This is a genomic window from Paenibacillus terrae, assembly GCF_000943545.1.
GTDB classification, from domain to species: Bacteria; Bacillota; Bacilli; order Paenibacillales; family Paenibacillaceae; genus Paenibacillus; species Paenibacillus terrae_A.
In genome coordinates, this window is record NZ_JTHP01000020.1 from 18717 (window position 1) to 44373 (window position 25657).

Genomic DNA, 25657 nt, shown 5'->3' on the forward strand with positions numbered 1-25657 from the left:
AAGCAACTTTCCTCAGAAAATTTAATTGGATGTCGAAGGAGTCGTAGTCACTTCTTGGGTTTGCGGTTCCCATTGGCGAATGAGATCATATGTGATCACCTGATCGGAAATGTTCAACCGATTGAGAGCTTCGGTATACCCCGGTCCGCAGGCATTCACATCCGTAGGCTGGCCTGTGGTGAGGTTGTAACAAGTTCCTTTGGAGAACGTGCCATCCTCAGATGGAATGTAGTACACACGACCATCAGTGAAAGCGCCACTGCGCAGCACGACCATACGAGGCTTTTCGCTGAACAGATCATTACCCATAAAGTGATATGGTTTCGTTGAAATGCCAAGTAAATGCATCACCGAAGGTGTCAGATCAAGCTGTCCTGCCGGTTCAGTGTAAGTTCCCGCGCGGCTTCCATCGGGAAGATGTACTAGCAGTGGCACCTGGTTCATGATTTTTTGCATGTCGAGATCTGTGAGTGGTTTACCCAGAAATTTCTCATACAGTGCCTTATCTTTAATAGAATTGTCGTGATCCCCGTAGAACATGAGGATCGTATTATCCCACAATCCGTCTTTCTTCATCTGATCGACCAGCTCGCCTAGTGCTTCGTCCACATAATGGACGGATTTCAGATAGTCTCCGAACATGGTCCCTTCAAACTCACCAACGTCCAAATCCACGGCGTCTGGTGGCAGATTGTACGGGTGGTGGCTCGAAATTCCGACCATATAAGCGTAGAACGGCTGTTTGACTTCAGTGGTGAGATCATTGAGCGTTTGACGGAAGAAGGATTTGTCTCCCAGTGACCAGCCCAGTGGCTCATCAATCTCAAAATCCTTTTTACTGTAGAACTTGTCATAGTTCATTGCCTTATACATTGTATAGCGATTCCAGAAGCTGCTGTCGTATACGTGAAATGCATTAGGGCTGTAGCCAGTATCTTTTAGAATAGAAGGCAACGTATCGAATTTATGGTCCGCATAACGGATGAATACCGAGCCTGTAGGGAGCGGATGCAGAGAAGCATGTGTAGAGAAATCCGCGTCCGAAGTACGGCCCTGCGCAGTCTGGTGATAATAATTGTTAAAATACATGCTTTCCTTCGTCAGCTTGTCAAAGTTAGGCGTAATGGCCTGACCGTTGATTTTTTTGCCGATGAAAAAGTTCATATACGCTTCGGCTTGAATGACCATCACATTTTTGCCTTTATACTTGCCTGAAAGGTCATTTTTCACCTGAAGCAGCTTTTGATGCTGATTAAACCATTCCTTATCCTTATCGGACTCTGCCTGAGCCAGCGTAGGCTGGGATCCCAGATGGTCCTGTCCATAGCGGTAAATGTCATACCCGTGAAATCCGATCAGCCCGGTTACATTGTACAGGGCCATCGACCACCAATTACCGACGAAAATGCCGGTTGCCCACGTCGACGTATAATATTTAATCGGTCCAAAGGTAAAAATGTAGCCGATCAGGAAGGCCAGCGCGCCTTTGGAGAAGCGAAGCAGAAAGCTTTTGGTGAATGAGCGGCGGGACGTTTTGAAGTAAGGATCACTCGTTACATACCGACGCCGTAAGGAAGCTACGAACATCACATACGGAATGAACAGAATCCAGTCTGCAAAAAAGAAAAGATCCCACCAGTACATCAGAGATGCGATACTTCCACCCAAGGAATCAACTTGTCCAGCTTGAAGCAAGACGGGGATCGTAATGAAATCCTGAAAATACCGATAATAAACCATGTCAGAATAAATGAGAGCGGTAAGCAAAATATTGAGCACTACAAGAGCGACCAAGCGTCCGCGCCTTGACAGCCATAAGGTCCAAAAACTCACAAGCAAGAGCGAACCGATAGCGATGACATAATCCAGCATATTCATGTCAATATTTTGGGCATGCAGGTTATGGTGGATCAGAACGAGCTTGCCAATCATAAGTACAAAAAACAGACCAAACCCGAAATATCGGGACAGCAGCATTCTGCTGAACATGTTTCCAGTGCGATTTGCACCGGCCGTGCGAATAACCAACACTTTACCCCCTTCGGCAGAAATGTTCGGCTAGTATAAACTAAATATTAACGTAATGTTAAAACCGAAATCGCCTTTAATTATTATAGCGCTCATCCCGCGCATTTCAATGATTAAGTAAAGAAAATACAGCATTTTCCTTCCAGTACAACAGGGGAAAGCTACATTTTTATCCTATGAACAGCACAAATCAGGCCAGAAGGCGAACAGATGGTTCGCTTCCTGGCCTGGGCATCATCTATTTAAGACTGCGACGGCGGAGTATCTTTGCGGCGTGGTGGTAGAGGGCCCAGATACTGATAGTATTGGCATTCAATCCGGCCATTAAACAGCTTGCGGCGCTTATCGGCTTTACGGCCCCAATAGTGCTCGAATTGCTTGGTGGAGCTGATGGCAAAGAAGGACCATGTCTTCATTTCCGCTGCCGTGCGTGCGATTGACCGGATCAGCTTCTCCACCTCGGTTTCCTCACTCAGTCTCTCACCATAAGGTGGATTGGTAATCATCACACCATATTGGCCTTCAAGTCTGACTTTCGTTACAGGCATGACCTTTAATGAGATATCTTTAGCGAAGCCTGCCGCCTTTACAGCAGCCTCAGCGACTTCGATGGCACCTGGATCAATATCGCTGCCTGCAATCTCGAAAGGAATGTCATCGCGGGTCAAATCCATCGCTTCGTCGCGAGCCTGATCCCATAGCTCGCGACCAATGACAGGCCAGTCTTCCGAGTTAAAGGTACGTCTCAGCCCTGGAGCAATATTCCATGCCTGCATTGCTGCTTCTATCAGCAGAGTACCGGAACCGCAGCACGGGTCATAGAATGGTCGATCCGGGGTCCAGCGGCTAAGCTGAATAAGAGCCGAAGCCATCGTCTCTTTGAGCGGTGCCTCCGTCACGAGCTTGCGGTAGCCGCGCTTGTGCAGCCCCGGACCCGTCGTATCGAGCGTTAGCAATGCACGGTCATTTAAGAGAATGACCTCTATAACGTAACGAGGGCCGTCCTCCTCAAACCAATCCGTGTGATAGGTTTCCTTGAGTTTTTCCACAATCGCCTTCTTGACGATTCCCTGACTGGCTGGTACGCTACTAAGCTGTGATTTGTGCGAGCGTCCCTCTACTGGAAATTCACCATCCAAAGGAATCCAATCCTCCCATGGCAAAGCCTTGGTGCCCTCAAACAGCTCGTCGAAGGTGGTTGCGGCAAATTCACCCATTTTAATAAGAACGCGGTCTGATGTGCGCAGCCACAGGTTACACCGGCATATATCCATATAATCACCGGAAAAAACGACGCGGCCATTCTCGACGGTCAGGTCCTCATATCCGAGTTCTCTGAGCTCCCGAGCCACGACGGCTTCAAGTCCCATCGGCGCAGTTGCAATTAGTTGCAGTTGAGTCATTAAACGTATTCACTCCGTCCCCATAATCATATAAGCTTGGTTCAATCCCTATAGTATAGGTCATTGTACACGAAGAGACAAATAATTAAGGCAAATAATTTACGAAGGACATCGCGTTCAACCTGCGTTATGATAAAGCGAGAAGGAGAGATGAAACGTGGAAATTACACCCAATATGACGCCTGAACAATACGTAGACCAACTGGTACAGGAGGATGAAGCGCTCCGCGGCATCAGGGAGGCCATTATTGGAGAGGGAATGCCTGAGGTATCGGTGGCTCATCCTTACGGGAAGCTGCTGACCTTTCTAATTGAGGTATCCGGCGCGCAGCAGGTACTGGAGATTGGCGCATTAGGCGGATACAGTGGATTATGTCTGGCCCGTGGGCTGGGAGAAAAGGGACGCATTGTGTCATTGGAGCTGAAAGAAGCGTATGCGGCACTGGCACATAGACATATGGAGGAAAACGGCTACGGTGACCGTGTCGAATATCGTATCGGACCTGCAGCGGACAGCCTGAAGGAGCTTCAGGAAGAGGGGAGGACCTTTGATTTTTTCTTCATCGATGCCGATAAGGAAAATTACCCGGTGTATCTGGAATATGCGATTGCTCTGGCGAATCCAGGAGCCATTATTGCGGGAGATAACTGTTTCCTTCGCGGACGGACGCTCAATACCGACAAGAACGGCCCTGCCGTACAGGCCGTGAGACGCTTTAACGAAACGATAGCTACGGACCCACGGCTGGTTAGTACGCTTTTACCAGCCTATGACGGATTGGCGTTGGCACGAGTAAAATAGGTTGTAATGTTACTTATATAGCTATACAAAAAGTAGCTATACAAAAAAGAACCTCCTTGTCCACAAAATTGTGGATCGGAGGTTCTTGTCTGTTCTGGAAGGCTGCCCTTACGAGAGGGCTATTTTACCTGAAATCAGGTGCTGGCTTACGATCGTAGAGCTTCATACGTACCCAGAATATGTTGACGATCAGCAGGACACCTGACATGATGAATAGTCCTTCGATGCCGATAAATCCGGACAGCACCCCGCCAATGACAGCGCCCAGCATATTACCAAGCGACAGCGAGCTGGTATTGAAGCCGAACGAACGGCTTTCCATGCCTTCCGGTGTATACGTGCGAATCAGCGCGTTTACGCTCGGCAGCAGACCGCCCATAAATATACCCATGAAAAAACGAATCGTGACGAGCTGCCACACCTGATTGACAAAAGCCTGTGGAATGAGCATAAGTGCTGTTCCGAGCAGAGCGAGGGTCAAAATGCGGTGTGCCCCGATCTTGTCACTCAATCTTCCAAGCAGCGGCGCAGCGACCATATTGGATACGCCGGTAATGGCTGTAACAAAGCCAGCAATGAGCGCAATTCCTTCTGCCGACCCATACAGCTTTTGCACATATAACGGCAACAAAGATACCGTACTGATCATGGCAAACTGGAGCAGGAACGTTACGGTAAACAGAGCCGGAAGCTGGGGCGTATGGCTTAGCTCCTTTAATCCGGCAAGAACCGAAATTTGCGGTATTCGTGCAGCTTCGGCTTTGCTGAAATCTTCCTTAACCAGAAACATTGCGATGAGAGAGGCTACAAGAATAAGAGCGCCTGTAATGTAAAAGATCGGTCTGAATCCAACCCAGTCAGCCAAAAAACCGCCCATCAGAGGGCCGAGAATCGTACCCGCCATCTGACCGGATTGCATAATCCCCATAGCGAAACCGGTCCGTTCTTTGGGTGTGGTACCCGACACCAGAGAAATCGAAGCCGGATTGAAGCCTGAAATCGTACCGTTCAGCAGACGAAGCGCCAACAGTTGCCACGGATGGGTGACCAAACCCATGCAGCCGATCACCAGAGCCATACCGAAACCCGAGCGGAGCAGCATTGCTTTGCGCCCATATCGGTCAGCCAGCTTGCCCCATAGAGGCTGGAACATAAATGAAGTCAAAAAGTTTGCGGCAAAAATAACTCCGGCCCACAGCCCGATATCATGTTCTCCCTTCACATGAAGGTCTTGAGCCAGATAGAGGGCGAGGAATGGAGTAATCATCGTAATACCCGCATTGACCAGAAACTGACCGAACCAAAGCACAATGAGATTGACTTTCCACGTCTCCCACGTTTTCAATGTGCTTTCACTTCCTTTCTGTCATTTCTTGCTGATGCAAAACTACTTATCCTAAGTAGAACTTCCCGGAGCTTTAAAAAAGCCATTTCTCTAGTATAGCACACTTCATTGAAACTTTATCCAAATGTCATGGGTTTGTCATGGATTGTCCGCCAGCGGCAGTTGTTACGACTCCTGAAAAAGGGCATAATAAAATACAGTAGTTACGATTCGAACTGGAGGCTGAAGTCATGACCTACAACGATACCTTTATCCGCGCTTGCCGCAAGCAGGCTGTGGATCATATTCCCGTATGGTACATGCGGCAGGCCGGAAGGTATGATCCTGAATATCGCAAAATTAAAGAGAAATACACGTTGCTTGAAATTTGTCGTCAGCCTGAGTTGGCCGCAGAAGTGACCTTAATGCCCGTGCGCAAGCTAGGGGTGGACGCTGCTATTTTATATTCTGATATTATGAATCCGGTGGCCTCGCTGGGGGTTGATTTTGATATTGTCAAAAATATTGGTCCGGTTATTGATAATCCGATTCGTACAGCAGCGGACGTGGACAAGCTGCGCCCGATTGATGTAGAACGAGATCTGGGTCATATTTTGGAAACGATCCGTATTTTGGACCGTGAGCTGGAGGTACCACTGATTACGTTCGCCGGAGCTCCTTTTACAATTGCGAGTTATTTAATAGAAGGCAGACCGTCCAAGGGGTATATCCGCACTAAAGCCATGATGTATGGAGAGCCTGAATTATGGCGTCGGCTGATGGACAAGCTTGGAGACATGGTTATTACATACGTGCGTGCCCATATCGCTAACGGTGGCAAGGCATTTCAACTGTTTGACAGCTGGGTAGGGGCGCTTTCGCCTCATGATTTCCAAACGCTTGTGTTGCCGACGATTACACGTATTTTCCATGAGCTGTCCGATCTGGACGTACCGAAAATTTATTTTCCAGGTGTAAGCTCCGGTGAGTTGCTTCCGCTGCTGGGCGGGGTAAAAGCCGATGTGATCGGACTGGACTGGCGGGTGAGTATACCTGAAGGACGCCGTCGTTTGGGGAATGCTTTTGGTGTGCAGGGAAATCTGGATCCTTACGTGCTCACAGCGCCGTTAGATGTAATTAAACAGTACGCGAAAACGATTGTGGATGAAGGAATTTTGGAGCCGGGATATATTTTTAATCTGGGTCACGGTTTATTTCCAGAAGCTTCGTTAGATAAGCTGAGAGAGCTTACAGAGTATGTGCACGAGTATTCCCGTTCCGTTTTGACAAAGAAGTAATCAATCCAAAATGTTAAGAGGTGATGTGCTGATGAAAACCAAAGTGGGTGTACTGGTTATGTCCTACGGGACACCGGAAAGTTTGGATCAGGTGGAAGCCTATTATACGCATATTCGTCGTGGTAACCCTCCTTCCCCGGAGCAATTGAAAGAATTAAAGGACCGTTATGAAGCCATTGTGGGCGGTGTATTTCCGCTACGTCAAAATACGGATCGTCAGGTTCAAAATCTGCAAGAAACCTTAAATCGGGAAAATCGTAATCCGGATATTGAATTTGTCTGCTATCAGGGACTCAAACATGCCAAGCCGTTCATCGAGGATGGCGTGGAGGCTATGGTGCAAGACGGTATCCGTACAGCGGTAGGTGTCGTGCTGGCTCCGCATTATTCCGTAATGAGTGTAGGCACTTATATTAAGCGCGCACAGGCCAAGGCACAGGAACTGAATCTGGCTATATCGTTTGTGGAAAGCTATCATCTTCATCCAAAGCTGATCAAGACGTTGACCGAGCGTGTAAATGCAAAGCTGGCGCTTTTCGAAGAGGCAGGGGCGAATCGGGACGAGGTACGTGTATTGTTCAGTGCGCACAGCTTGCCTGAGCGGATTCTGGCGATGGGTGATCCTTATGTAGAGCAATTGATGGCTACTTCGCAAGCTGTTGCGGACAAGGCAGGAATCACGAACTGGAAGTTTACGTGGCAAAGCGCGGGCCGTACAGCAGAGCCTTGGCTCGGTCCTGACATCCTGGATACCATGCATAGTCTCAAGGAAGAGCAGGTTGAATATGTGCTGGCTGCGCCAGTCGGCTTCGTTTCAGATCATCTAGAGGTACTATACGATCTGGATATTGAGGCGCAGGCTTTGACGAAGGAACTGGATATGCGTTTCCAGCGGATTGATTCGCTTAACAGTGATCCATTGTACATGGAGACGCTTAGCGATGTCATCATAGACCAATGGAAAAAGGGATGAGGACATTATGGAGCAAAAACTACGCAATATTGTGATTGTAGGCGGAGGATTGACCGGACTGAGCGCAGCTTTTTATACACGTAAAATGTACAAAGAAGCAGGCTACACACCACGGATTACGCTGGTGGAGAAGGCCCCGGTGCTGGGCGGGAAAATCGAAACGTTGCATAAAGACGGGTTTGTGATTGAAAAAGGGCCGGATTCCTTTCTGGCCCGTAAAACGGCTATGATCGACCTGGCAAAAGAGCTGGAGCTGGATCATGAGCTGGTAAGCACGAATCCTGAGGCGAAAAAAACATACATTTTGCATGGAGGTCAGCTTCATCCGATGCCCCCCGGTCTGGTACTGGGAATTCCGACGGAGCTGCAACCATTTCTGCGAAGCGGGCTCATCTCTTTGGGCGGCAAGCTGCGGGCCATGATGGACTTTGTTATTCCGCCTCGGCGCATACCCGGTGATGAAGCCTTGGGTGATTTTATCGAACGCCGACTGGGCAAAGAAGTGCTGGAAAATGTAACCGAGCCGCTGCTGGCTGGCATATATGCTGCCAATATGAAGACGCTGAGCTTGCAGGCGACCTTCCCGCAATTTGCTGAAGTAGAGCAGCAATATGGAAGCCTCATTCACGGGATGATGACCGGAAGAAAGCCAGCCGAGACGCATACAGGCACGAAAAAAAGTGCTTTCCTGACCTTCCGACAAGGACTGCAAAGTTTGGTACATGCGTTACTGAATGACTTGCATGACTGTGATTTGCGTATAGGCGTTGCTGTTACAGAGTTCACAAAGACAGCAGACGGTGAAGGAAGCATCTACCATGTTGTACTGGATAATGGGGAGACGTTGGAGGCGGACGATCTATTTATCACGACTCCGAATTTTGCCGCTGCGCCGTTGTTGCGGGGACATGTAAAGGTGGCGGCACTGGAAGCCGTTAATTATGTGTCCGTGGCGAATGTGGTCATGGCCTTTAATAAAAAAGACATCGAGAATGTCTTTGATGGTTCCGGTTTTCTGGTTCCCCGTAAAGAGGGACGCAGTGTGACGGCCTGTACGTGGACGTCCGCCAAGTGGCTGCATACCAGTCCGGACGATAAAGTACTGCTGCGCTGTTATGTGGGGCGTGCTGGAGCCGAAGAAACGGTAGAGCTACCCGATGATGAACTGACTGCGCTGGTACGTAAGGATTTGCAGGACATGATGGGCGTTACGGCGACTCCGCTATTTACGGAAATTACCCGTCTTCGCCACTCCATGCCGCAATATCCGGTAGGACACCCTCAGGCTATCGCCGATCTGCGTGAAGAACTGCGTACAACGATGCCGGGAGTGTATGTTTTGGGTGCTGGCTATGATGCCATCGGCTTGCCGGATTGTATCCGTCAGGCCAAGGAATGGGCCTCTGTCGCCGTCCAAGCTGCGGAACGGGAAGCGGTCGAGGTACAGGTATAATTAAATGAATGGAGCTACTTGAATAACGAACCCTTCGCAATCCAAGCGAGGGGTTCTATTTATACCGAAATTTGATATATAATGGAGAAGGTGTCAAAATCGCCGGATCATTCAAGAATGTAATGCATATGCAATAGCATAGAAGGAGTGAAGAATGTACCCTCCCAGATCACAGAAAAATGAAGGTCGAAAGAAAGCAAGGAAGCGAAAAATAGGCAAGGCCTGGATCATTACGAATCTGGTCCTGCTGCTTATGATCGTAGGTCTTTTCGGATATTATTACATATTTGAACATGGGAAGAGTAGCTCTCTTGCGGAAAACGCCGGACTATTGCAACAGGAGAACAAGGGCAAAACGGATTCAGTGGATGGAGGACAGTCTTCTAGCCCGATAAGAGAGAACGTTACAGCCGTTTCAAATGAACAACCGGACGACAGCTCCAAAAAAGATGAGCACACTGCTGACGATAAAACGGAGCATTCTTCTGATACTGCTACAGTTACAGACAGCCGCCCCGCGACCTCATCTGACACAAATGTTGCCGAAGGCAACTCGTCAGAATCAGGAGTATCTTCAGAGAACGCCGGGCAATCACCGGACAGCTCTTCAAATAAGGATGCATCGGACAGCGGGAATTCTGCTGACCCCAATGAATCGGAGCAGGGAAAGAACGTGGCATCGGATGGAACAGCTTCACCGACAGTCACGCTCCATTTTGTAGGGGATGTGCAGTTTTCTGGTAAAGTTGAGCAGCGCTTGGAAAAGAACGGATTTGATTTTCCATATCAATATCTCGGTAATCTGTTTCGCAAGGACGATCTGACGATAGCCAATCTGGAAACGCCGGTTACAACCGCGGGCGTGGGTGCGCTGAATAAAACGTATGTGTATAAGTCTTCTCCCAAGGCGTTGACTGCGTTGGCTGCGGCAGGAATAGACGCTGTAAATTTGGCCAACAATCATATTTTGGATCAGGGCATAGACGGATTACTGGATACGCTGAAATATTTGAAAGAAAATGATATAGCGTATACCGGAGCCGGGCGTAATGCAAAAGAGGCGTATGCTCCGCACTATTTTGAACGTAAAGGTATTAAAATTGCGTTGCTGGGAGCTACACGGGTTATGCCCGAGGCCAACTGGAATGCAGGCGTCAAACAGCCCGGTGTTGCAGGAGCCTACGATTCGACCGCGATCGTGAAGTCGATTCGTGAGGCGCGCAAGCAGGCTGATTTGGTTATTATCATTGCCCATTGGGGCAAGGAGCGCGTGACTGTATTGGAGCCTCATCAAACCGAGCTATCGCATGCTTTTATAGATGCAGGGGCAGATCTCGTAATCGGAGGTCACCCGCACGTGCTACAGGGGATGGAGCAGTATAAAGGCAAATGGATTGCATACAGCACAGGCAATTTTATTTTTTCTAAATCTACAGTACCAGCCACCTGGGATACAGCGATATTTCAGGCAACTTGTACCCGGGCTGGGGCTTGCAGGATGAAGCTGACTCCTTACCGGGCGGAGCTGGGGCAACCAGTTCCAATGAAGGATGCGGAAGCCAGCAAAATTTTGCAAGGAGTAGCGGCGATGTCACCGGCTAATGTTTCTGTAGGCGCAGACGGTACAGTAACCGCCCGATAGTTGTCGAAGGAATCTTTTACACGAGGCTGGTCTGTATTGAGGCTACCACTTGTGGATGGAGGTCATAACCGGAATGGATCATTTGTGCGTGGCTCACCGTGGTTTTTCGGGAATTGCTCCCGAGAACACGTTGGCGGCCTTTAAGCTTGCGATCGATCAGCCGTTTGTGCGCTGGATTGAGCTGGATGTACAACTGTCGAAGGACGGCGTTCCGGTGGTCATTCATGATTTCACGCTGGAGCGCACGACTAACGGCACAGGTCGGGTGAAGGATACGGACTGGAAAGAGCTGAAACGTCTGGATGCAGGTGGCTGGAAAAGCACGGAATATCAAGGTGAAAGCATTCCTGCTCTCGCACAAGTGCTGGATCTGTGTCGTGGCCGCGTATCGCTCAATATTGAGCTAAAAACCGCAGGGGATATGTATCCGGGGCTGGAGAAGGCTGTACTCCGTGAAATTGTGGCGCGGGATATGGAGAATGAGGTGGTATTGACCTCTTTTGAGCGTTCCGCTTTACGTCGGGCCAAAGAGCTGGCTCCAGGTATCCGTACCGGTCTGATTATTGATGCTCGTCCGGATGATCTGGCAAAGCAGTTGGAAGGGCTGCAATGCTCTTTTCTATCCATGGGCTACCCGCGTTTGGATCGAAAGCTGATGAAAGACTTGACCGGACGCGGTATCACTGTCATGGCGTGGACGGTGGATGACCGTAGCATTATGCGAAGATTGGCCTCGTTACATCCTGAATTGATGATTTGTACCAATTGGCCGGATCGCTGGGAGCAGGTTTTTTTGCATTCCAAGCACCGGATGTGGCACTATATACGTAATCTATTTATTAAATAATTGGACTATATACGCGGGAAGGGTGACGGGTCGTAATGAACGTGGAAATTCGTAATGTCTACTGTGTCGGGCGCAATTATAAGCTGCATGCCGAGGAACTGGGAAATGAGGTTCCTACAGAACCGATGATTTTTTTAAAGCCTTCCCATGCGGTAGTACCGCTGGATGGAGCAACACTGGAGCTTCCTAAAGATCAAGGAGACATTCATTATGAGACAGAGCTGGTTGTGGCGGTAGGCCGTAATTACGAACCGGGTATGTCTGCGGAAACGATGCTGAATGCATTTGCCCTTGGTATTGATTTTACCCTGCGTGATGTACAAAGCGTTCTCAAGAAAAAGGGTCACCCATGGACGGCGGCTAAAGGTTTCAAATTTTCTGCTCCCGTTACACCGTTCTTGCCTTTAGAGAAACTGGACACGCTGGAGCAGCAGGATTTTTCATTGCTCAAAAATGGACAGGAAGTACAACGCGGCCATATCAAGGATATGATTTTTTCCATCGAGCATATCATTGATTACATAGCGACCCATTATGGACTGGGTGAAGGCGATATTATTTTTACAGGCACTCCGGCAGGTGTAGGGCCTATAACGAGTGGAGATCGCTTCGAGCTATTTTGGGGAACTGACCATCAAGGAAGCTGCACAATCGGTTAAGTTGATCCGTGTGATTGCATAATTAAGTTGGTTAAAAAGGGAGTTCTCTTGGTAGTTGGGCAGTATGGAAGGATTTCCGCAGGCAAGAATGTAAGGGCCGTGTCCTGTGCCATAGCATGGGACGCGGCTTTTATATAAGTGTAGAGCGTTGTACAACAAATTACGAACTGAAAAATGAAAAACGAGAGATTCATTTCAAAGTGGGGGTATATCATGGATTGGATCATCGGATTGCTTGGCGCTGCTGTAGTGGCGGGAGCTGCTTTTTATAAAAAATCCTTAACCTTATCGGGCTTTGCGGCGGCTGTGCTGATGGGAACCGTGTATTATGGTGCAGGTAACCTGTTTTGGTTCGGGACCTTGCTCCTGTTCTTCATTACATCGACCTTGCTGTCGAAGTTCAAAAAGGAGCGCAAGGCAGAGCTTGAAAAATCGTATGCCAAAACCGGAAATCGGGATGCTGGTCAGGTATGGGCCAACGGGGGATTAGGTATGCTGTTATGCCTGTGCTATGCGATCTGGCCTCATGTTGCCTGGCAGTTGGCTTTTGTTGGCGTCATGGCTACAGTCACGTCGGATACGTGGGCAACGGAATTTGGCAGCCTGAGCCGCAAGCCACCCCGCTCGATACTGAATGGCAAGGTGCTGGCACCTGGAACCTCGGGAGGGGTATCTGTTCTGGGGACAGCTGCGGCCTTGGCTGGGGGAGTTCTGATTGGAATAGGCGCCTGGGGCTTTGGATACGCCATAGGAATGCCAGGCTTGCCGCTATGGCTGTGGGCACTGATCGGGGGAATATCTGGTAGTGCGGGGGCCTTTGCCGACTCCTATCTTGGTGCTACGGTGCAAATGATGCGTTCCTGCACGGTTTGCGGCCGGGAAGTAGAGGTAGACTCGCATTGTGGACAACCGACAGTCTATGTGCGGGGCTGGCGTTGGATGAGCAATGATCGAGTGAATAGCATCAGTTCGATTTTCGGGGGGCTGGTCGCTCTGGCAGGAATTCTGTTTATACTCTAGGTACAAGGGAGGTGCGAAGATGGGCGGTATACATGGAGATAAATATGAGGCCATTTTGGACGCCGCTTACACAGTCTTCGGCACCAAAGGCTTTTATGAAAGTAAAATTTCCGAGATTGCAGAACAGGCGGGTGTCGCCAAAGGCACGGTATATTTGTACTTCAAAAGCAAAGAACAGCTGTTTACAGCGGTCACGCGCAGAGATTGCGAGCAATACCTGGCTGAAATGCAGGGCGCATTGGCTAACCGCGCTTTGGAGGAGGGACTGCTGCGAATGGCAAATCTGCACTTACATTACTACTACAAGCGTAAGCAGCATACCAAACTGTTTTTTATGACCCCGAACAGTGACCCTGATTTAATGGAGTTTATGCGCGGATTTATTCAGGATTATACCGATATGGTCAAAAATAAGCTGGCTTTGGAGGGTGTGCGGCAGCCTGAGCTTCATGCGAAGGCATTCATTGGCATGATGGAGCGCCTGAAAATGGACATTTTACTGGATAAAGATTTCCGTGAATACGATGTGGATCAGACGGCTGAATTTGCGGCTAACTTGTTTATGCACGGCTGTAAGGCCGGGAGCGGGATACGCAGACTGTGATATTGTAAAGCCAGAAACCGTACTGACTTCGTTCAGATTACGGTTTTTTTAATCATTTGGTGTGACTGTGTTAAAATAAACAAGATGCATCACAAAATAGGGGAAGAGTAGGGAATCCGTATGAATATTATGACCGTTGAACATATAACGAAAAGCTATGGCGAAAAAATGCTGTTTGAGGATGCTTCCTTTGGCATGGATGAACGTGACAAAATAGGGGTGGTCGGTGTGAACGGCACCGGAAAATCTACGTTTTTACGTGTGATTTCCGGCTTGGAGCCACCGGATGATGGTAATATTGCGGTCAACAACGGTGTACGCATTCAATATTTGGCGCAAAATCCGGAGTTTGACCCCGAGGTGAAGGTACTCCAACATATTTTCCACGGCAACCAGCCGGAAATGAAGGCGGTGCGCGAATATACGGAAACGATGGAGATGCTGGAGCTGAATCCGGGCAGCGAGGAGCTTCAAAACCGCCTGTTGCGGGCAAGCCAGCAAATGGATACGCTCCAGGCATGGCAGCTGGAGAGTGAGGCCAAAAACGTATTGACCCGACTGGGTATCACACAGTTTGAAGCACGTATGGGCGTTCTCTCTGGGGGACAGCGTAAGCGGGTTGCTTTGGCGGCAGCTTTGATCCAGCCCTGTGAGCTGCTCATTCTGGACGAGCCTACCAACCATATTGATAATGAGTCAGTGGAATGGCTGGAGCAGTATTTGCAGAAAAGACGCGGTGCGTTGCTGATGATTACGCATGATCGCTATTTTCTGGATAGAGTGGCGAATGTCATGCTGGAGCTGGATCATGGTCGACTTTTCCGGTACGAAGCTAACTATACCCGTTTTCTGGAGCTAAAGGCGGAACGCGAGGAACGGGAAGCGTCTTCGGAGCAGAAACGGCAAAACCTGTTGCGCAATGAACTAGCCTGGATTCGCCGGGGGGCAAAAGCCCGTTCGACCAAGCAGAAAGCGCGTATTGAACGATTTGAACAGCTTAAGGATCAGCAGCCGGAAGCTCGTTCCGGGTCTGTAGACATGTCGGTAGCCTCCACGCGTCTGGGTAAAAAAATACTGGAGCTGGAGCATCTGTCCAAATCGGTAGATTCCCGCAAGCTGATACATGATTTGAGCTATATCGCTGTGCCCGGTGACCGGGTTGGGATTGTGGGTCCCAATGGTAGCGGAAAATCGACTCTGCTCCAAATGATTGCACAGCGCGTAGAACCGGATTCAGGCAGTGTGATCGTGGGACCGACCGTGAAGCTCGGTTATTTTACCCAGGAACATCAGGAAATGAACGAATCGCTGCGTGTCATCGAATACATTAAGGAAGAAGCCGAAGTGATCCGGACAGCAGATGGTTCGGCTATTACAGCCGCGCAAATGCTGGAGCGTTTTCTGTTTGCGCCAAGCTCGCAATGGACGGTCATTTCCCGGTTATCAGGGGGCGAGAAACGACGCTTGTACCTGCTGCGTGTGCTGATGTCCGCACCGAATGTACTGTTACTGGATGAACCAACGAATGATCTGGATATTCAGACTCTATCCGTGCTGGAAGACTATCTGGATGAATTTCCGGGTGTTGTTTTTATCGTTTCCCATGACCGGTATTTCTTGGACCGCACGATAGACAAGGTACTGGCATTCGAAGGAGAAGGACAGGTACGTGTGCATGTGGGCGATTACAGCGAGTATGCAGAATGGATCAGTAAAAATGCTCCATCCGCTGCGAATCCGCCTGTCCCAGCGGGTACTTCTTTTGCTCAGTCTTCTACGTCTAAGTCTGCGGATGCTTCGGATTCAGTTAAGGAGACAAGCAAAACCAGGCTTAAATTCACCTTTAAGGAACAGCGGGAATATGAGCAAATTGACGAATTGATCGAACAGGCTGAGGAGAAGTTGGCTAGCATCCAGCGACAGATGGAAGAGTCTTTCAATGATTCCGCACGACTACAAGAACTTATGGCTGAGCAAACAAAGGCCGAACAGCATTTGGAGCATCAAATGGAGCGCTGGACCTATCTGAACGAGCTGGCCGAGCAAATTGAACAAAGCAAATCTTAAAATACGAAACAAGTATATTACGTGAATCGTTTTTCCGTCGTTACTTAAACAAGCAAGTCTCCATTAAGCACTGGAGACTTGCTTTTTCGTATTTATTCCAGTACATCGGTCGTGGAAATAACTCATGTCCTGACTTGGAAACTCGAAGCTACCTAACATTATGCAAATGTATGAATTGATTAATATATTTTTCATATTAATAATAAGTTTATTATATATTTCTAATATTAAAATTTGCTTGCTATAATCAAATTTATATGGAAGGGAGGCATTCAAAATGGAATATCGTAAAATTGGAAAAAGCGGCTTGAGGGTAAGCGAGATAGCATTGGGAAACTGGATAACCCACGGTGCACAAGTGGATGACACCACAGCGAAAGCATGTGTCCATGCTGCATTAGATTCAGGAATCACAACGTTTGATACTGCTGATGTTTATTCAGAAACGATGGCGGAAACGGTTTTAGGTCATTCTTTAAAGGGAATACGACGTGAAAGTATTGAACTATGCACAAAGGTTTTTCATCCAACAGGTACCGGACAGAATGATAAAGGGCTATCCCGCAAGCATATTATGGAGGCCTGCCATGCTTCCCTTCGACGCTTGCAGACGGATTATGTTGATGTTTATTATGCACATCGTTTTGATCCAACCGTATCACTTGAAGAGACATTTTTGGCATTATCCGATTTGGTTCGTCAGGGGAAGGTTTTGTATGTAGGGGTGAGCGAGTGGACAGCAGATCAGATAAAGCAAGGAGCGGATTTAGCGAGAGAACTAAAGGTCCCCTTCGTGGCAAGTCAACCCCAATATTCCATGCTCTGGCGTATTATTGAAGCTGAAGTGATTCCCGCTTGTGAGCAGGAAGGAATTGGACAGGTCGTTTGGTCACCTCTGGCACAGGGTATTCTTTCTGGAAAATATGCAGTAGACAAGCCGCTTCCAGAGGGTTCACGTGCTTCTACGACAGCAGGTTCACCATTTTTCGAACGCTTGGCCGGGCAATGGTTACGTAAAGAGGTCCTTCAGGCAGTGGAGCAGATACGGCCGATTGCACAGGAAAATGGTTTGACGCTACCACAGCTTGCAGTAGCATGGGTTTTACAAAACCCGCAAGTGTCCTCAGCTATTATCGGTGCTTCCAAGCCAGAGCAGGTAAAGGAGAATGTAAAAGCTGCGGGTGTCCGTCTGGAAGGGGAGGTTATGAGACAAATTGACAGTATTTTAAACGGTGTTGTTGATCGTGATCCGAATAAAACGGGTTAAGACTACACGCTGATGGTAGTTTACATGTCTAATTGCTCACTACAAGCTGTTTCTTCAACCACCTCCAGAAAACGAGTCAGAACAGCGTCATTCGCATCTGTTTTCCATGCAGCGTAAAGTGGGACGGACGGAGAATCTTCGTGAAAAGAACGAAATACGACATCACTGCGTTGGAAAACAGAAACGGAAGAGGGAACAATGGAGATGCCTATACCAGCAGCTACCAAGTTAACGATTGTATACATTTGAACGGCTTCCTGTACGATTTGGGGTTGGAATCCGTGTTGTCCGCAAAAGTCTAATATGAGGTCATGAAAAGACGCTCCCATATGAGGTGGAGACAGGATGAAAGATTCTTCCGCTAAAGAACGTAAAGACAAGGTTGGGTGGCGGGCTAGCGGATGTGTTGCGGGAAGTACGGCAATGAGTGATTCGTTGGTGTAGAGCTGAGAGGTGATATGTATAGATGGATCTGCCCAGCGCAGGAAGCCCACATGAACTTTGCCGTCGTGTATGGCTTTCAGTTGTTGGGCAGATGTCATTTCAAACAACGTAAGCTTCACGTCTGGAAAACGATCCCGGAATTTCTTTAAGGCGTTAACCATCAGACCGCCAGATGCCGAATCAACAAAAGCGATGGATAAATGTCCGAATTTCCCCTGACTTGCAAGCTGTGTCATCTTAATGGATTTTTCCAATTGAGAAACCATGTTTCTGGATTCTTCTAAAAAGATGGCTCCTGCGGACGTAAGTCGAACTTGCCTTTTGGTTCGTTCCAAAAGTTTCACGCCAAGCTCTTCCTCAAGGCTTTGGATTTGTTGGCTCAAGGGGGGCTGGGTGATATTCAGTTTTTTTGCAGCACGATTAAAATGTAGTTCTTCCGCCACTGCGATAAAGTAACGTAGTTTTTTCAGATCCATAGTTGTGATTTCCTTTCGCCAAGCCTTCGCCGACCTATTCTCAGTGGAACAGGCCGGTCGTCATCGTTCGGATTAAACCGTCACATAAGCGGCAAGCAGACGGGCAGTGTTCACCACAGCCTGCTTGTGCGTACGCTCCATCGCATGGGAGGCGTGTACGCCAGGGCCGATCAGCGCAGCATGGATATTGTTGCCTGCTTTCAGCGCAGCCGAAGCGTCAGAACCATAGTGCGGATAAATATCAACCGCATACGGGATATTCAGCTCCTTGGCCAGCTCAATCAGACGAGTCGTCATGTCATAATCATAAGGCCCGGAAGAATCCTTGGCACAAATGGATACATCCGTCTCCTTGCAGCTCAGATCCTCGCCTATGCAACCCATATCGACAGCAATCATCTCGCTGACCCCTTCAGGGATGTAAGCAGCTCCGTGACCGACTTCCTCATAGTTGGAGATGAGCAGCTTAACAGTATGACGGGGCTTCCAGTTTTCGCGTACAGCGGATTCCAATAAACCAAACAGCGCAGCTACGCTGGCTTTATCATCCAGATGCCGCGACTTGATAAAGCCGCTGGGTGTCACGACCGGACGAGCGTCGAACGAAATAAAATCGCCTACCGCAATGCCGAGCTGGAGCACATCTTCTTTGGATTCGACAAGCTCGTCGATCCGCACCTCCATATGGCTTTCCTTGCGTTCAAAGCTACGTGCATCATCATAGACATGCACAGACGGATGGCTCGACAAAATCGTGCCTGTATACGTTTGTCCGCTTCTGGTATGAATAAGGCAGTATTCGTTTTCGATGCTGTTCATCATGAAACCGCCGACAGATGTCAGCCGCAAGGTGCCGTGACTGGTAATCGAGCGTATCATTGCCCCTAATGTATCCACATGTGCGCTCAGTGCAATTGTAGGGTCTTTTTCATGGCCCTCCAGGGTCAAGATGGCACCGCCTTTGGCGTTCCATTCTAAGGGTACCCCAAGGCTTGCGGCTTCCTTACGGATCAGTTCCATCACATGATGTGTGTAGCCGCTGGGACTGGGGGTGTTCAATAGTTGATTCAGAAAGGTCATGATATAATTTTCGTTCAGATGAATCGTCATGTTGTTGCTCCTCCTCATTTGGACAACCGGTCAAGGTCAGAGGACGTTTGCTCTGTATCCTTGTCAGATGTAGACACCGAACTGGACGAACCAGACGTGTTATAGACGGTATCCGCATATGCTTCCACAGCGGGTGTGTGCTCTTCTTGCAGTGTATGAAGCTGGGTGGTCAGACGTTTGATTTCTCTCTGAAGCTTATATTGACGGAAAATACCGAAGGAACCGACGATAAGCCCTCCAAGAAGAGTGCAGCCGAGAATAAGTAAAATCAAAGGAACGTTGACCGTACGGAATAGTAGATTTACTTGGACCGATTTCACGTTAATGACAGCGAATACAGCCGTTAACAAAGCGATAACAAGAGCTGCAATCAAAGACCATTGTGTTTTCAAAATGCCACCTCCTTCCGCTACATTATAAAATCCCTTGCCCGTCATGGACAAGGGATTTATCCGTGCATCGTTTCAATGCCGGATTTTAATCGTGTATAGTTTTACTTTCCGGCGGTCAGCTTTTCCATTTCCGTAATAACTTCCTCGAATACGCTCATCGCTTCGCGGATCGGTTGCGGAGAGGACATATCCACGCCGGCCTTCTTCAAAATATTAATCGAATAATCGCTACCGCCGCTCTTCAGGAATCCTAAATAACGGTCAACGGCTGGCTGGCCTTCTTCCAGAATCTGTTTCGAGAAGCTGGTTGCCGCAGAGAAGCCGGTAGCATATTTGTAGACATAAAAGCTGTTATAAAAATGGGGGATACGCGCCCATTCCATTTCAATGTCTTTGTCTACTTTCATGCCAGGGCCGTGATATTTCACGTTAAGATCATAGTAAATCTCCGACAAAAGCTGCGGTGTAAGGGATTCCCCCTGTTCTGCGCGCTCATGTACGATTTTCTCAAATTCCGCAAACATCGTTTGACGGAATACCGTCGTGCGGAATTGGTCCGCATAGTAGGTAAGGAGGTACATTTTCTCTTTTGGATCGGTGGACTTTTTCAGCAAGTAGTCCATCAGCAACGCTTCATTCGTTGTCGATGCTACTTCAGCCAGGAAAATGGTGTACTGGGCATCCCGATACTTCAACGCATTATCCGAGTAATACGAATGCAGCGCGTGTCCCATCTCATGAGCGAGCGTAAACATGCTGTTCAGGTTATCTTTATGGTTCAGCAGCACATAAGGATGAGTACCGTAAGCACCCCAGCTATATGCACCTGTACGTTTATTTTCATTTTCGTACACATCAATCCAGCGATCATCGTAGCCTTTTTGCAACGAAGCCAGGTAGTCCTTGCCCAGCGGCTTTAGACCTTCCTTCGTTTGCTTTTTAGCATCTTCAAACGAAATGTCGAGCTTGTATTCGTCCACAAGCGGAGCGAACAGGTCATACATATGAAGCTCATCCACACCCAGCAGCTTTTTACGCAGCTTGATATAACGGTGCAGCAAAGGCAAGCTTTCGTGAATGGTGTCAATCAGATTGGTATACACTTCTTTCGGGATATTGTCACCGTATAACGACATTTCCAGTACGGAAGGGTACTTGCGAACATGTGAATAAAAAACATTTTTGTTCACATTGGCACTCAGTGTGGAAGCAATCGTATTTTTATTTTTGGCATACGTATCATAGACCGCTTTAAAAGCACGCTCACGTACTTCCCGGTGCGGACTTTCGAGAAATTGAATATAGCTGCCATGTGTTAGCTCAACCTCTTTGCCGTTTTCATCCTTGATTTTAGGAAATTTCATATCGGCATTGTTCAGCATACCGAAAATGGTTTGTGGTGCTTGAGCCAGGTTACCGACCTGTGCGAGTAGGGCTTCTTCCGACTTACCCAAAATATGCGCTTTCTCCCGTTTCATTTCCTGGAGCGTAAAGCGATAATCTGCCAGCTTCGGATCTTCAATCAAGGCATCGAGCTGATTGTCGGGCAGCGCCAAAATTTCAGGTGTCACGAAAGACAGGGATTCACTGACCTCAACGCCTAATTTTTTGGCTTTTTGCGAAAGGCCCTGATATGTAGGTTCAGCCGTATCCTCGTCATGATGTAGATGGGCGTACACGTATACGCGCTCGGTTTTGAGCGATAGTTCATCTTCCAGCTTAAAGCAATTGACAATCACTTCGGCTGAATTCAGCTTGCCCTGGAATTGTGCAGCCTTTTTGGCTAGTTGTTTAACTTCTTCGTACTCTTGATCCCATGCTTTGCGGTCTGGAAACAGATCTTCTAGCTTCCAGGTATTTTCCGCAGGCGCATCTGCGCGTTTTACGATTTCACTCATGGAGAGCCTCCTCTGATCGAACGAAATGTGGGGTGGGGCTGCGGCGGTACGGGGCGGCTGCCAAAACGAAGAAACCGCCACGCTGACCGTGAGCAGCAGAGCAAGAGGTTTTGTGGCATGCATGTAACGGCATATCCTCCTTATACCATGGCTTGTTATGCCATAGTATGACCTCCTGCGCCCAAAAGTATAATTTTCTTTACCTTGGGTCGGAACCTATATTTAATAAGCTGTATACAATAAGATAAAAGGCAAAGCAAACCATGATTACGGCAGTGAGGGCCATCCACTTTTTGAGAGGAGCTGGTAACGTATCACGTTTCATGATCAGCACTCCGCCCAGCGTAAAGGCCAGAATAATGAAGATGAGAAAGCTATTGGATACCATGAAGCGCTATACCTGTTTGAAAGCGTTCATGATCTGCTGCCACTCTTCCTCGTTATCTTGAAAGGACTGCTTGGGAAACCGATTTTGAGCCCAATGCATCAGCGCTGGACGGCTCAAAAACGTGTGGGCTTCTTCGCCCCAGTCATCGGATATTTCCCGTAGAACGATGTAACGGCCCTGCACCTCGACAGTCATCATGTTCCAATTGTCTTTTTTGTATATTTCGTGTTTTTTCATCATATGCATGTCTCCGATTTTAAAGATGTTTTGGTTCATGATACCTCAGTTTCCGCCGCAAAAGCAAATCATTCCAGCCTGTAAAAGCCCTCAAAACATCAATTGCATTGTGAAAAAGCATGAAGTATAATATGGATATTCGCCATAGATGGCGGTATTTTTAGGAGGTTGTTCACTTGAAAGGTACAGTAAAATGGTTTAACGCAGAAAAAGGTTATGGCTTCATCCAAATGGATGGTGGCGAGGACGTATTCGTACATTTCTCTGCAATCCAAGGCGACGGCTTTAAGACTTTGGAAGAAGGTCAAGCGGTTGAATTCGAAATCACTGAAGGTAACCGTGGACCCCAAGCAGCTAACGTAAATAAACTGTAAGTGTAACTGAATTGTAAGAATTGTTCCGTTATACGGATGTCTTATATATTACGGTTAAACGATGAATTGAGAGCGCAGTTCCTTATAATTTAAGGGACTGCGCTTTTTTGCGTAAAAAAGTTTATGATATGAGAAGGCTGAGCTGGAATAGGGTATTATACCGTAATGGAAACAAAACATTAGTTACTATTGAAGGAGTTGATAAGATGAGCGCAGCGGAGGCAAGTCGTAAACCTTCCTTGACCGAAGGTCCAATTGCCAAAACACTGTTTTTATTCTCCTTGCCGATGCTGTTCGGAAACGTGATACAGTCGCTGAATGGAACGATCAATTCGATCTGGGTCGGCAAGTTTCTGGGCGAGGCTGCATTGACCGCCGCTTCCAACGGAAACATTATTATGTTTTTTCTCATCAGCGCCATCTTTGGTGTCACCATGGCTGCCACTATCATGATCGGACAGAAGATTGGTGCGGGAGATGTCGCTGAAACCAAGCGTATAGTAGGCACAAGTGCAGTCTTTTTTCTTGTACTTGCTCTGGCTGTGGGCATTATCGGATTTTTTGGATCTCCCTGGATTCTTCGTGTGCTGAACACACCTGCTGAATCTGTGAATATGGCAATCACTTATACGCGTATTATTTTTGCGGGCATGCCTTTTTTGTACGGTTATAACTATATTATGACCGTGATGAGAGGGGCGGGGGATTCCAAAACACCATTTTACTTTCTACTCGTTTCTGTCGTACTGGATGTGCTGCTCAATCCGCTGTTAATATTTGGATGGGGACCTATACCCGCGATGGGTATCGGGGGTTCCGCAGCGGCTACACTGATCGCTCAAGGGGTCAGCTTTGTGCTGATTCTCATTTATCTTTACCGTGTAAAATACTTTTTGCGTATTACATCTTCAGAGCTTCATTTGCTTAGATTCGATTGGGAAATTATTAGGACCTTAATCCGTAAGGGAGTGCCTATGGGTCTGCAAATGATTGCTGTCTCCTCCAGTGCAATTGCGTTGATGAACCTGATTAACGGATACGGGACAGTGGCGGCTGCGGCTTATACTGCAGCAAATAACTTGTCCAGCTATGTGCAGATGCCAGCCATGGCGCTGGGTGCTGCTGTGTCTTCCTTTGCGGCACAAAATATCGGGGCTGGGCGTTGGGATCGGGTGCGCAAGATCACATGGATTGGAATTGTGTACAATTTTGTATTGACTGGTGGATTAGTGGTATTGATTTACATCTTCAACCGGGGGGCCTTGCTGATGTTCCTTCCTTCTAGCGGCGGCGCTTTGGAACTGGGGATGCGGATTAATCTGATTACGTTGTGGTCTTTTGTCATATTCGGTATTACAAATGTCATTACAGGAATTATGCGATCTACGGGTTCCGTAGTCGTGCCACTTTTAATTACCATCATTTCGTTATGGGGCATTCGTATTCCTCTGGCCTATGCGTTCGTCGATGAATACGGTCTGGATGCTGTATGGTGGAGCTTTCCTGTCGGTTTTGCCATCTCAGCAGTGGCGGTCATTTTCTATTATGCTTTTGGAAAATGGAAGCAGGCGAACATGGGGGATGCCTTTCAAGGCTTGAAGCCCGTAGAGGATGAGGGATAGGCAGGGCTTTTAACCTATTTTGAGATTAATAATTTTATCAGGGTAAATTTTGTTTAATTTCAATTTTTGTGCATTTGGTCATGACAGGTATAAAGATTTTTTGTGAAAATGGCTCATTTTTCTTAAATATTAAAGAAAAAGTGAGGTTGTTCATTTGTGCTAAAAGGACGATCATATTATAATGAGTATGGTTTGGATAGGTATAATTACGTAGACAACAATGTGGAGGCACCGTCATTTGAGTTATGTTGAGCAAGGACGTTATCAAGTTCCGAGAGGCCCCATAGGTCTAATGAGCCGAATGTACAAGCACATTCTCCCTGAAACGAAGCAGGAATTGGGAAATTGGAAACACAAGGCTAAACAGATTCCGGATCCCGAGCTGAGAAGTCAGGCACTTGCAAGCATAGCAGAAAAGACGTTTCACTGTGTAGGCGGGGCGGTTTATGCCGCAGGGAATATGTCTGCCCGGCAGACGTTAATTCCGCTTATTGTGGCGTACCAGACGATTAGCGATTATCTGGACAACCTGTGTGATCGCAGCACGTCCATGGACCCGGATGATTTCAGGCTGTTGCACCAGTCTATGCTGGATGCGGTCAACCCGGCAGCCAAGCCAGTGAATTATTACGCTTTGCGTCGTGAGCAGGAGGATGGCGGTTATTTGACCGGGCTGGTGACAACCTGTCAGTCTTGTGTAAGCAGGCTTTCTGGCTATGAGGCGGCAATGCCTTACGTTCAGGATCTGGCGGGATTATACACGGATTTGCAAGTTTACAAGCATATTAAACCCGAATTGCGCGAACAAGCGCTATTGGATTGGTGGTCGGTTCATAAGGGCCGTACACCGGAGCTGCGCTGGAACGAATTTGCTGCGGCTACCGGTTCAACCCTGGGGGTCTTTATGCTGTTTCTTGCTGCCAGCGACCGGCATCTCACAGATGCGGAGGCTGCCTCAATACATGCATCGTATTTTCCACATGTGTGCAGTCTTCATATTTTGCTGGATTATCTAATCGATCAAGACGAAGACCGGAAGGGCGGAGATCTTAACTTCTGCAATTACTATGAAGATACCGACATGATGCTGGACCGGATCGCCTACGTTGTGAATCGGGCGCGGGTTGATATTGCAGATGTCCCTGCCAGCTCCTTTCACCGGATGATTATCGAGGGATTGCTGGCGTTATATTTATCCGACCCCAAAGTTAGCGAGCAGCAGGAAGTGCGCGCGGTTTCGAAACGTTTAATGAAAAACAGTCCGCTCATGCGTTTGTTTTTCTTATTAAACAGTCGATGGATAAGAAGGCTTTTATGAACATTTTGAGG

The 25657-nt window shown here is 48.0% G+C and carries 23 protein-coding genes; 14 read left to right on the top strand and 9 right to left on the bottom strand.

Annotated features, from left to right (window positions below; genetic code table 11):
* Nucleotides 1–21 precede the first annotated feature (21 nt).
* A complete protein-coding gene (locus tag QD47_RS11865; protein ID WP_044646320.1) occupies nt 22–2031 on the bottom strand; it encodes an LTA synthase family protein in 2010 nt (669 codons plus the stop codon).
* A 239-nt stretch (nt 2032–2270) separates the two neighbouring features.
* The gene (locus QD47_RS11870; protein ID WP_044646321.1) at nt 2271–3431 is read right to left on the bottom strand and encodes a THUMP domain-containing class I SAM-dependent RNA methyltransferase; all 1161 of its coding nucleotides are present in this window, start codon (nt 3429–3431) and stop codon (nt 2271–2273) included.
* A gap of 157 nt (nt 3432–3588) precedes the next feature.
* Between QD47_RS11870 and QD47_RS11875 the strand changes: the two genes are divergently transcribed.
* Nucleotides 3589–4233 (top strand): O-methyltransferase, encoded by a 645-nt coding sequence (locus QD47_RS11875; protein WP_082067168.1) that lies wholly within the window; start codon nt 3589–3591, stop codon nt 4231–4233.
* Between the two features lie 124 nt (nt 4234–4357).
* Here the strand turns inward: QD47_RS11875 and QD47_RS11880 are convergent, their stop codons facing one another.
* Nucleotides 4358–5578: an MFS transporter gene (locus QD47_RS11880; protein WP_044646322.1), complete on the bottom strand. Its 1221-nt coding sequence runs from the start codon at nt 5576–5578 to the stop codon at nt 4358–4360.
* A 230-nt stretch (nt 5579–5808) separates the two neighbouring features.
* Here QD47_RS11880 and hemE point away from each other — a divergent pair, with 230 nt between their 5' ends.
* The 10 genes from hemE (at nt 5809) to QD47_RS11930 (ending at nt 17387) form a co-directional block, all read left to right on the top strand.
* A complete protein-coding gene (gene hemE / locus QD47_RS11885) occupies nt 5809–6855 on the top strand; it encodes a uroporphyrinogen decarboxylase (RefSeq protein WP_044646323.1) in 1047 nt (348 codons plus the stop codon).
* A gap of 31 nt (nt 6856–6886) precedes the next feature.
* Nucleotides 6887–7828 carry a ferrochelatase gene (hemH, locus tag QD47_RS11890; protein WP_044646324.1) on the top strand — a complete coding sequence of 314 codons (942 nt, stop codon included), beginning with the start codon at nt 6887–6889 and terminating at the stop codon, nt 7826–7828.
* Nucleotides 7829–7835: 7 nt separating this feature from the next.
* Entirely contained in the window at nt 7836–9281 is a 1446-nt protein-coding gene (gene hemG / locus QD47_RS11895; protein WP_044646325.1) for a protoporphyrinogen oxidase, read from the top strand.
* A 154-nt stretch (nt 9282–9435) separates the two neighbouring features.
* The gene (locus tag QD47_RS11900) at nt 9436–10923 is read left to right on the top strand and encodes a CapA family protein (protein WP_044646326.1); all 1488 of its coding nucleotides are present in this window, start codon (nt 9436–9438) and stop codon (nt 10921–10923) included.
* A 73-nt stretch (nt 10924–10996) separates the two neighbouring features.
* Complete coding sequence (locus QD47_RS11905) at nt 10997–11770, top strand: glycerophosphodiester phosphodiesterase (RefSeq protein ID WP_044646327.1); 774 nt, start codon at nt 10997–10999, stop codon at nt 11768–11770.
* A 35-nt stretch (nt 11771–11805) separates the two neighbouring features.
* Nucleotides 11806–12429, top strand: coding sequence for a fumarylacetoacetate hydrolase family protein (locus tag QD47_RS11910; protein WP_044646328.1), 624 nt, complete (start codon nt 11806–11808; stop codon nt 12427–12429).
* Nucleotides 12430–12642: 213 nt separating this feature from the next.
* A complete protein-coding gene (locus QD47_RS11915) occupies nt 12643–13449 on the top strand; it encodes a DUF92 domain-containing protein (protein WP_044646329.1) in 807 nt (268 codons plus the stop codon).
* A gap of 19 nt (nt 13450–13468) precedes the next feature.
* Nucleotides 13469–14053 carry a TetR/AcrR family transcriptional regulator gene (locus QD47_RS11920; RefSeq protein ID WP_044646330.1) on the top strand — a complete coding sequence of 195 codons (585 nt, stop codon included), beginning with the start codon at nt 13469–13471 and terminating at the stop codon, nt 14051–14053.
* A 120-nt stretch (nt 14054–14173) separates the two neighbouring features.
* Nucleotides 14174–16120, top strand: a complete 1947-nt coding sequence (locus tag QD47_RS11925; RefSeq protein WP_044646331.1) for an ABC-F family ATP-binding cassette domain-containing protein — start codon at nt 14174–14176, stop codon at nt 16118–16120.
* 277 nt (nt 16121–16397) lie between these two features.
* A complete protein-coding gene (locus QD47_RS11930; RefSeq protein ID WP_044646332.1) occupies nt 16398–17387 on the top strand; it encodes an aldo/keto reductase family protein in 990 nt (329 codons plus the stop codon).
* A gap of 20 nt (nt 17388–17407) precedes the next feature.
* On the opposite strand, the gene QD47_RS11935 is transcribed toward QD47_RS11930, so the two are convergent.
* The 6 genes from QD47_RS11935 to QD47_RS11960 form a co-directional block, all read right to left on the bottom strand.
* Nucleotides 17408–18307, bottom strand: a complete 900-nt coding sequence (locus QD47_RS11935; RefSeq protein ID WP_044646333.1) for a LysR substrate-binding domain-containing protein — start codon at nt 18305–18307, stop codon at nt 17408–17410.
* Between the two features lie 72 nt (nt 18308–18379).
* Complete coding sequence (locus tag QD47_RS11940) at nt 18380–19417, bottom strand: M42 family metallopeptidase (RefSeq protein ID WP_044646334.1); 1038 nt, start codon at nt 19415–19417, stop codon at nt 18380–18382.
* Nucleotides 19418–19431: 14 nt separating this feature from the next.
* The gene (locus QD47_RS11945) at nt 19432–19854 is read right to left on the bottom strand and encodes a LapA family protein (protein ID WP_044646335.1); all 423 of its coding nucleotides are present in this window, start codon (nt 19852–19854) and stop codon (nt 19432–19434) included.
* A 56-nt stretch (nt 19855–19910) separates the two neighbouring features.
* Nucleotides 19911–21707 carry an oligoendopeptidase F gene (gene pepF, locus QD47_RS11950; protein WP_044646336.1) on the bottom strand — a complete coding sequence of 599 codons (1797 nt, stop codon included), beginning with the start codon at nt 21705–21707 and terminating at the stop codon, nt 19911–19913.
* Between the two features lie 199 nt (nt 21708–21906).
* A complete protein-coding gene (locus tag QD47_RS33155; RefSeq protein WP_025686450.1) occupies nt 21907–22095 on the bottom strand; it encodes a hypothetical protein in 189 nt (62 codons plus the stop codon).
* Nucleotides 22096–22101: 6 nt separating this feature from the next.
* On the bottom strand, nt 22102–22335 hold the full coding sequence (locus QD47_RS11960) for a hypothetical protein (protein ID WP_044646374.1): 234 nt from the start codon (nt 22333–22335) through the stop codon (nt 22102–22104).
* Between the two features lie 173 nt (nt 22336–22508).
* On the opposite strand from QD47_RS11960, the gene QD47_RS11965 reads away from it, so the two are divergent.
* The 3 genes from QD47_RS11965 (at nt 22509) to QD47_RS11975 (ending at nt 25646) form a co-directional block, all read left to right on the top strand.
* Nucleotides 22509–22706, top strand: coding sequence for a cold shock domain-containing protein (locus QD47_RS11965; RefSeq protein ID WP_044646337.1), 198 nt, complete (start codon nt 22509–22511; stop codon nt 22704–22706).
* Between the two features lie 206 nt (nt 22707–22912).
* Entirely contained in the window at nt 22913–24328 is a 1416-nt protein-coding gene (locus QD47_RS11970; RefSeq protein WP_044646338.1) for an MATE family efflux transporter, read from the top strand.
* Between the two features lie 238 nt (nt 24329–24566).
* Nucleotides 24567–25646, top strand: a complete 1080-nt coding sequence (locus QD47_RS11975) for a tetraprenyl-beta-curcumene synthase family protein (RefSeq protein ID WP_044646339.1) — start codon at nt 24567–24569, stop codon at nt 25644–25646.
* Nucleotides 25647–25657 lie beyond the last annotated feature (11 nt).

What these genes read in the sequence shown, in the direction of transcription:
- QD47_RS11920 (WP_044646330.1), top strand. Translation starts at nt 13,469, where the DNA reads ATGGGCGGTATACATGGAGATAAATATGAGGCCATTTTGGACGCCGCT.
- QD47_RS11915 (WP_044646329.1), top strand. Translation starts at nt 12,643, where the DNA reads ATGGATTGGATCATCGGATTGCTTGGCGCTGCTGTAGTGGCGGGAGCT.
- QD47_RS11900 (WP_044646326.1), top strand. Translation starts at nt 9,436, where the DNA reads ATGTACCCTCCCAGATCACAGAAAAATGAAGGTCGAAAGAAAGCAAGG.
- pepF (WP_044646336.1), bottom strand. Translation starts at nt 21,707, where the DNA reads ATGAGTGAAATCGTAAAACGCGCAGATGCGCCTGCGGAAAATACCTGG.
- QD47_RS11970 (WP_044646338.1), top strand. Translation starts at nt 22,913, where the DNA reads ATGAGCGCAGCGGAGGCAAGTCGTAAACCTTCCTTGACCGAAGGTCCA.
- QD47_RS11960 (WP_044646374.1), bottom strand. Translation starts at nt 22,335, where the DNA reads ATGATGAAAAAACACGAAATATACAAAAAAGACAATTGGAACATGATG.
- QD47_RS11935 (WP_044646333.1), bottom strand. Translation starts at nt 18,307, where the DNA reads ATGGATCTGAAAAAACTACGTTACTTTATCGCAGTGGCGGAAGAACTA.
- hemH (WP_044646324.1), top strand. Translation starts at nt 6,887, where the DNA reads ATGAAAACCAAAGTGGGTGTACTGGTTATGTCCTACGGGACACCGGAA.
- hemE (WP_044646323.1), top strand. Translation starts at nt 5,809, where the DNA reads ATGACCTACAACGATACCTTTATCCGCGCTTGCCGCAAGCAGGCTGTG.
- QD47_RS11925 (WP_044646331.1), top strand. Translation starts at nt 14,174, where the DNA reads ATGAATATTATGACCGTTGAACATATAACGAAAAGCTATGGCGAAAAA.
- QD47_RS33155 (WP_025686450.1), bottom strand. Translation starts at nt 22,095, where the DNA reads ATGGTATCCAATAGCTTTCTCATCTTCATTATTCTGGCCTTTACGCTG.
- QD47_RS11905 (WP_044646327.1), top strand. Translation starts at nt 10,997, where the DNA reads ATGGATCATTTGTGCGTGGCTCACCGTGGTTTTTCGGGAATTGCTCCC.
- QD47_RS11940 (WP_044646334.1), bottom strand. Translation starts at nt 19,417, where the DNA reads ATGACGATTCATCTGAACGAAAATTATATCATGACCTTTCTGAATCAA.
- QD47_RS11870 (WP_044646321.1), bottom strand. Translation starts at nt 3,431, where the DNA reads ATGACTCAACTGCAACTAATTGCAACTGCGCCGATGGGACTTGAAGCC.
- QD47_RS11945 (WP_044646335.1), bottom strand. Translation starts at nt 19,854, where the DNA reads ATGACGGGCAAGGGATTTTATAATGTAGCGGAAGGAGGTGGCATTTTG.
- QD47_RS11930 (WP_044646332.1), top strand. Translation starts at nt 16,398, where the DNA reads ATGGAATATCGTAAAATTGGAAAAAGCGGCTTGAGGGTAAGCGAGATA.
- QD47_RS11910 (WP_044646328.1), top strand. Translation starts at nt 11,806, where the DNA reads ATGAACGTGGAAATTCGTAATGTCTACTGTGTCGGGCGCAATTATAAG.
- hemG (WP_044646325.1), top strand. Translation starts at nt 7,836, where the DNA reads ATGGAGCAAAAACTACGCAATATTGTGATTGTAGGCGGAGGATTGACC.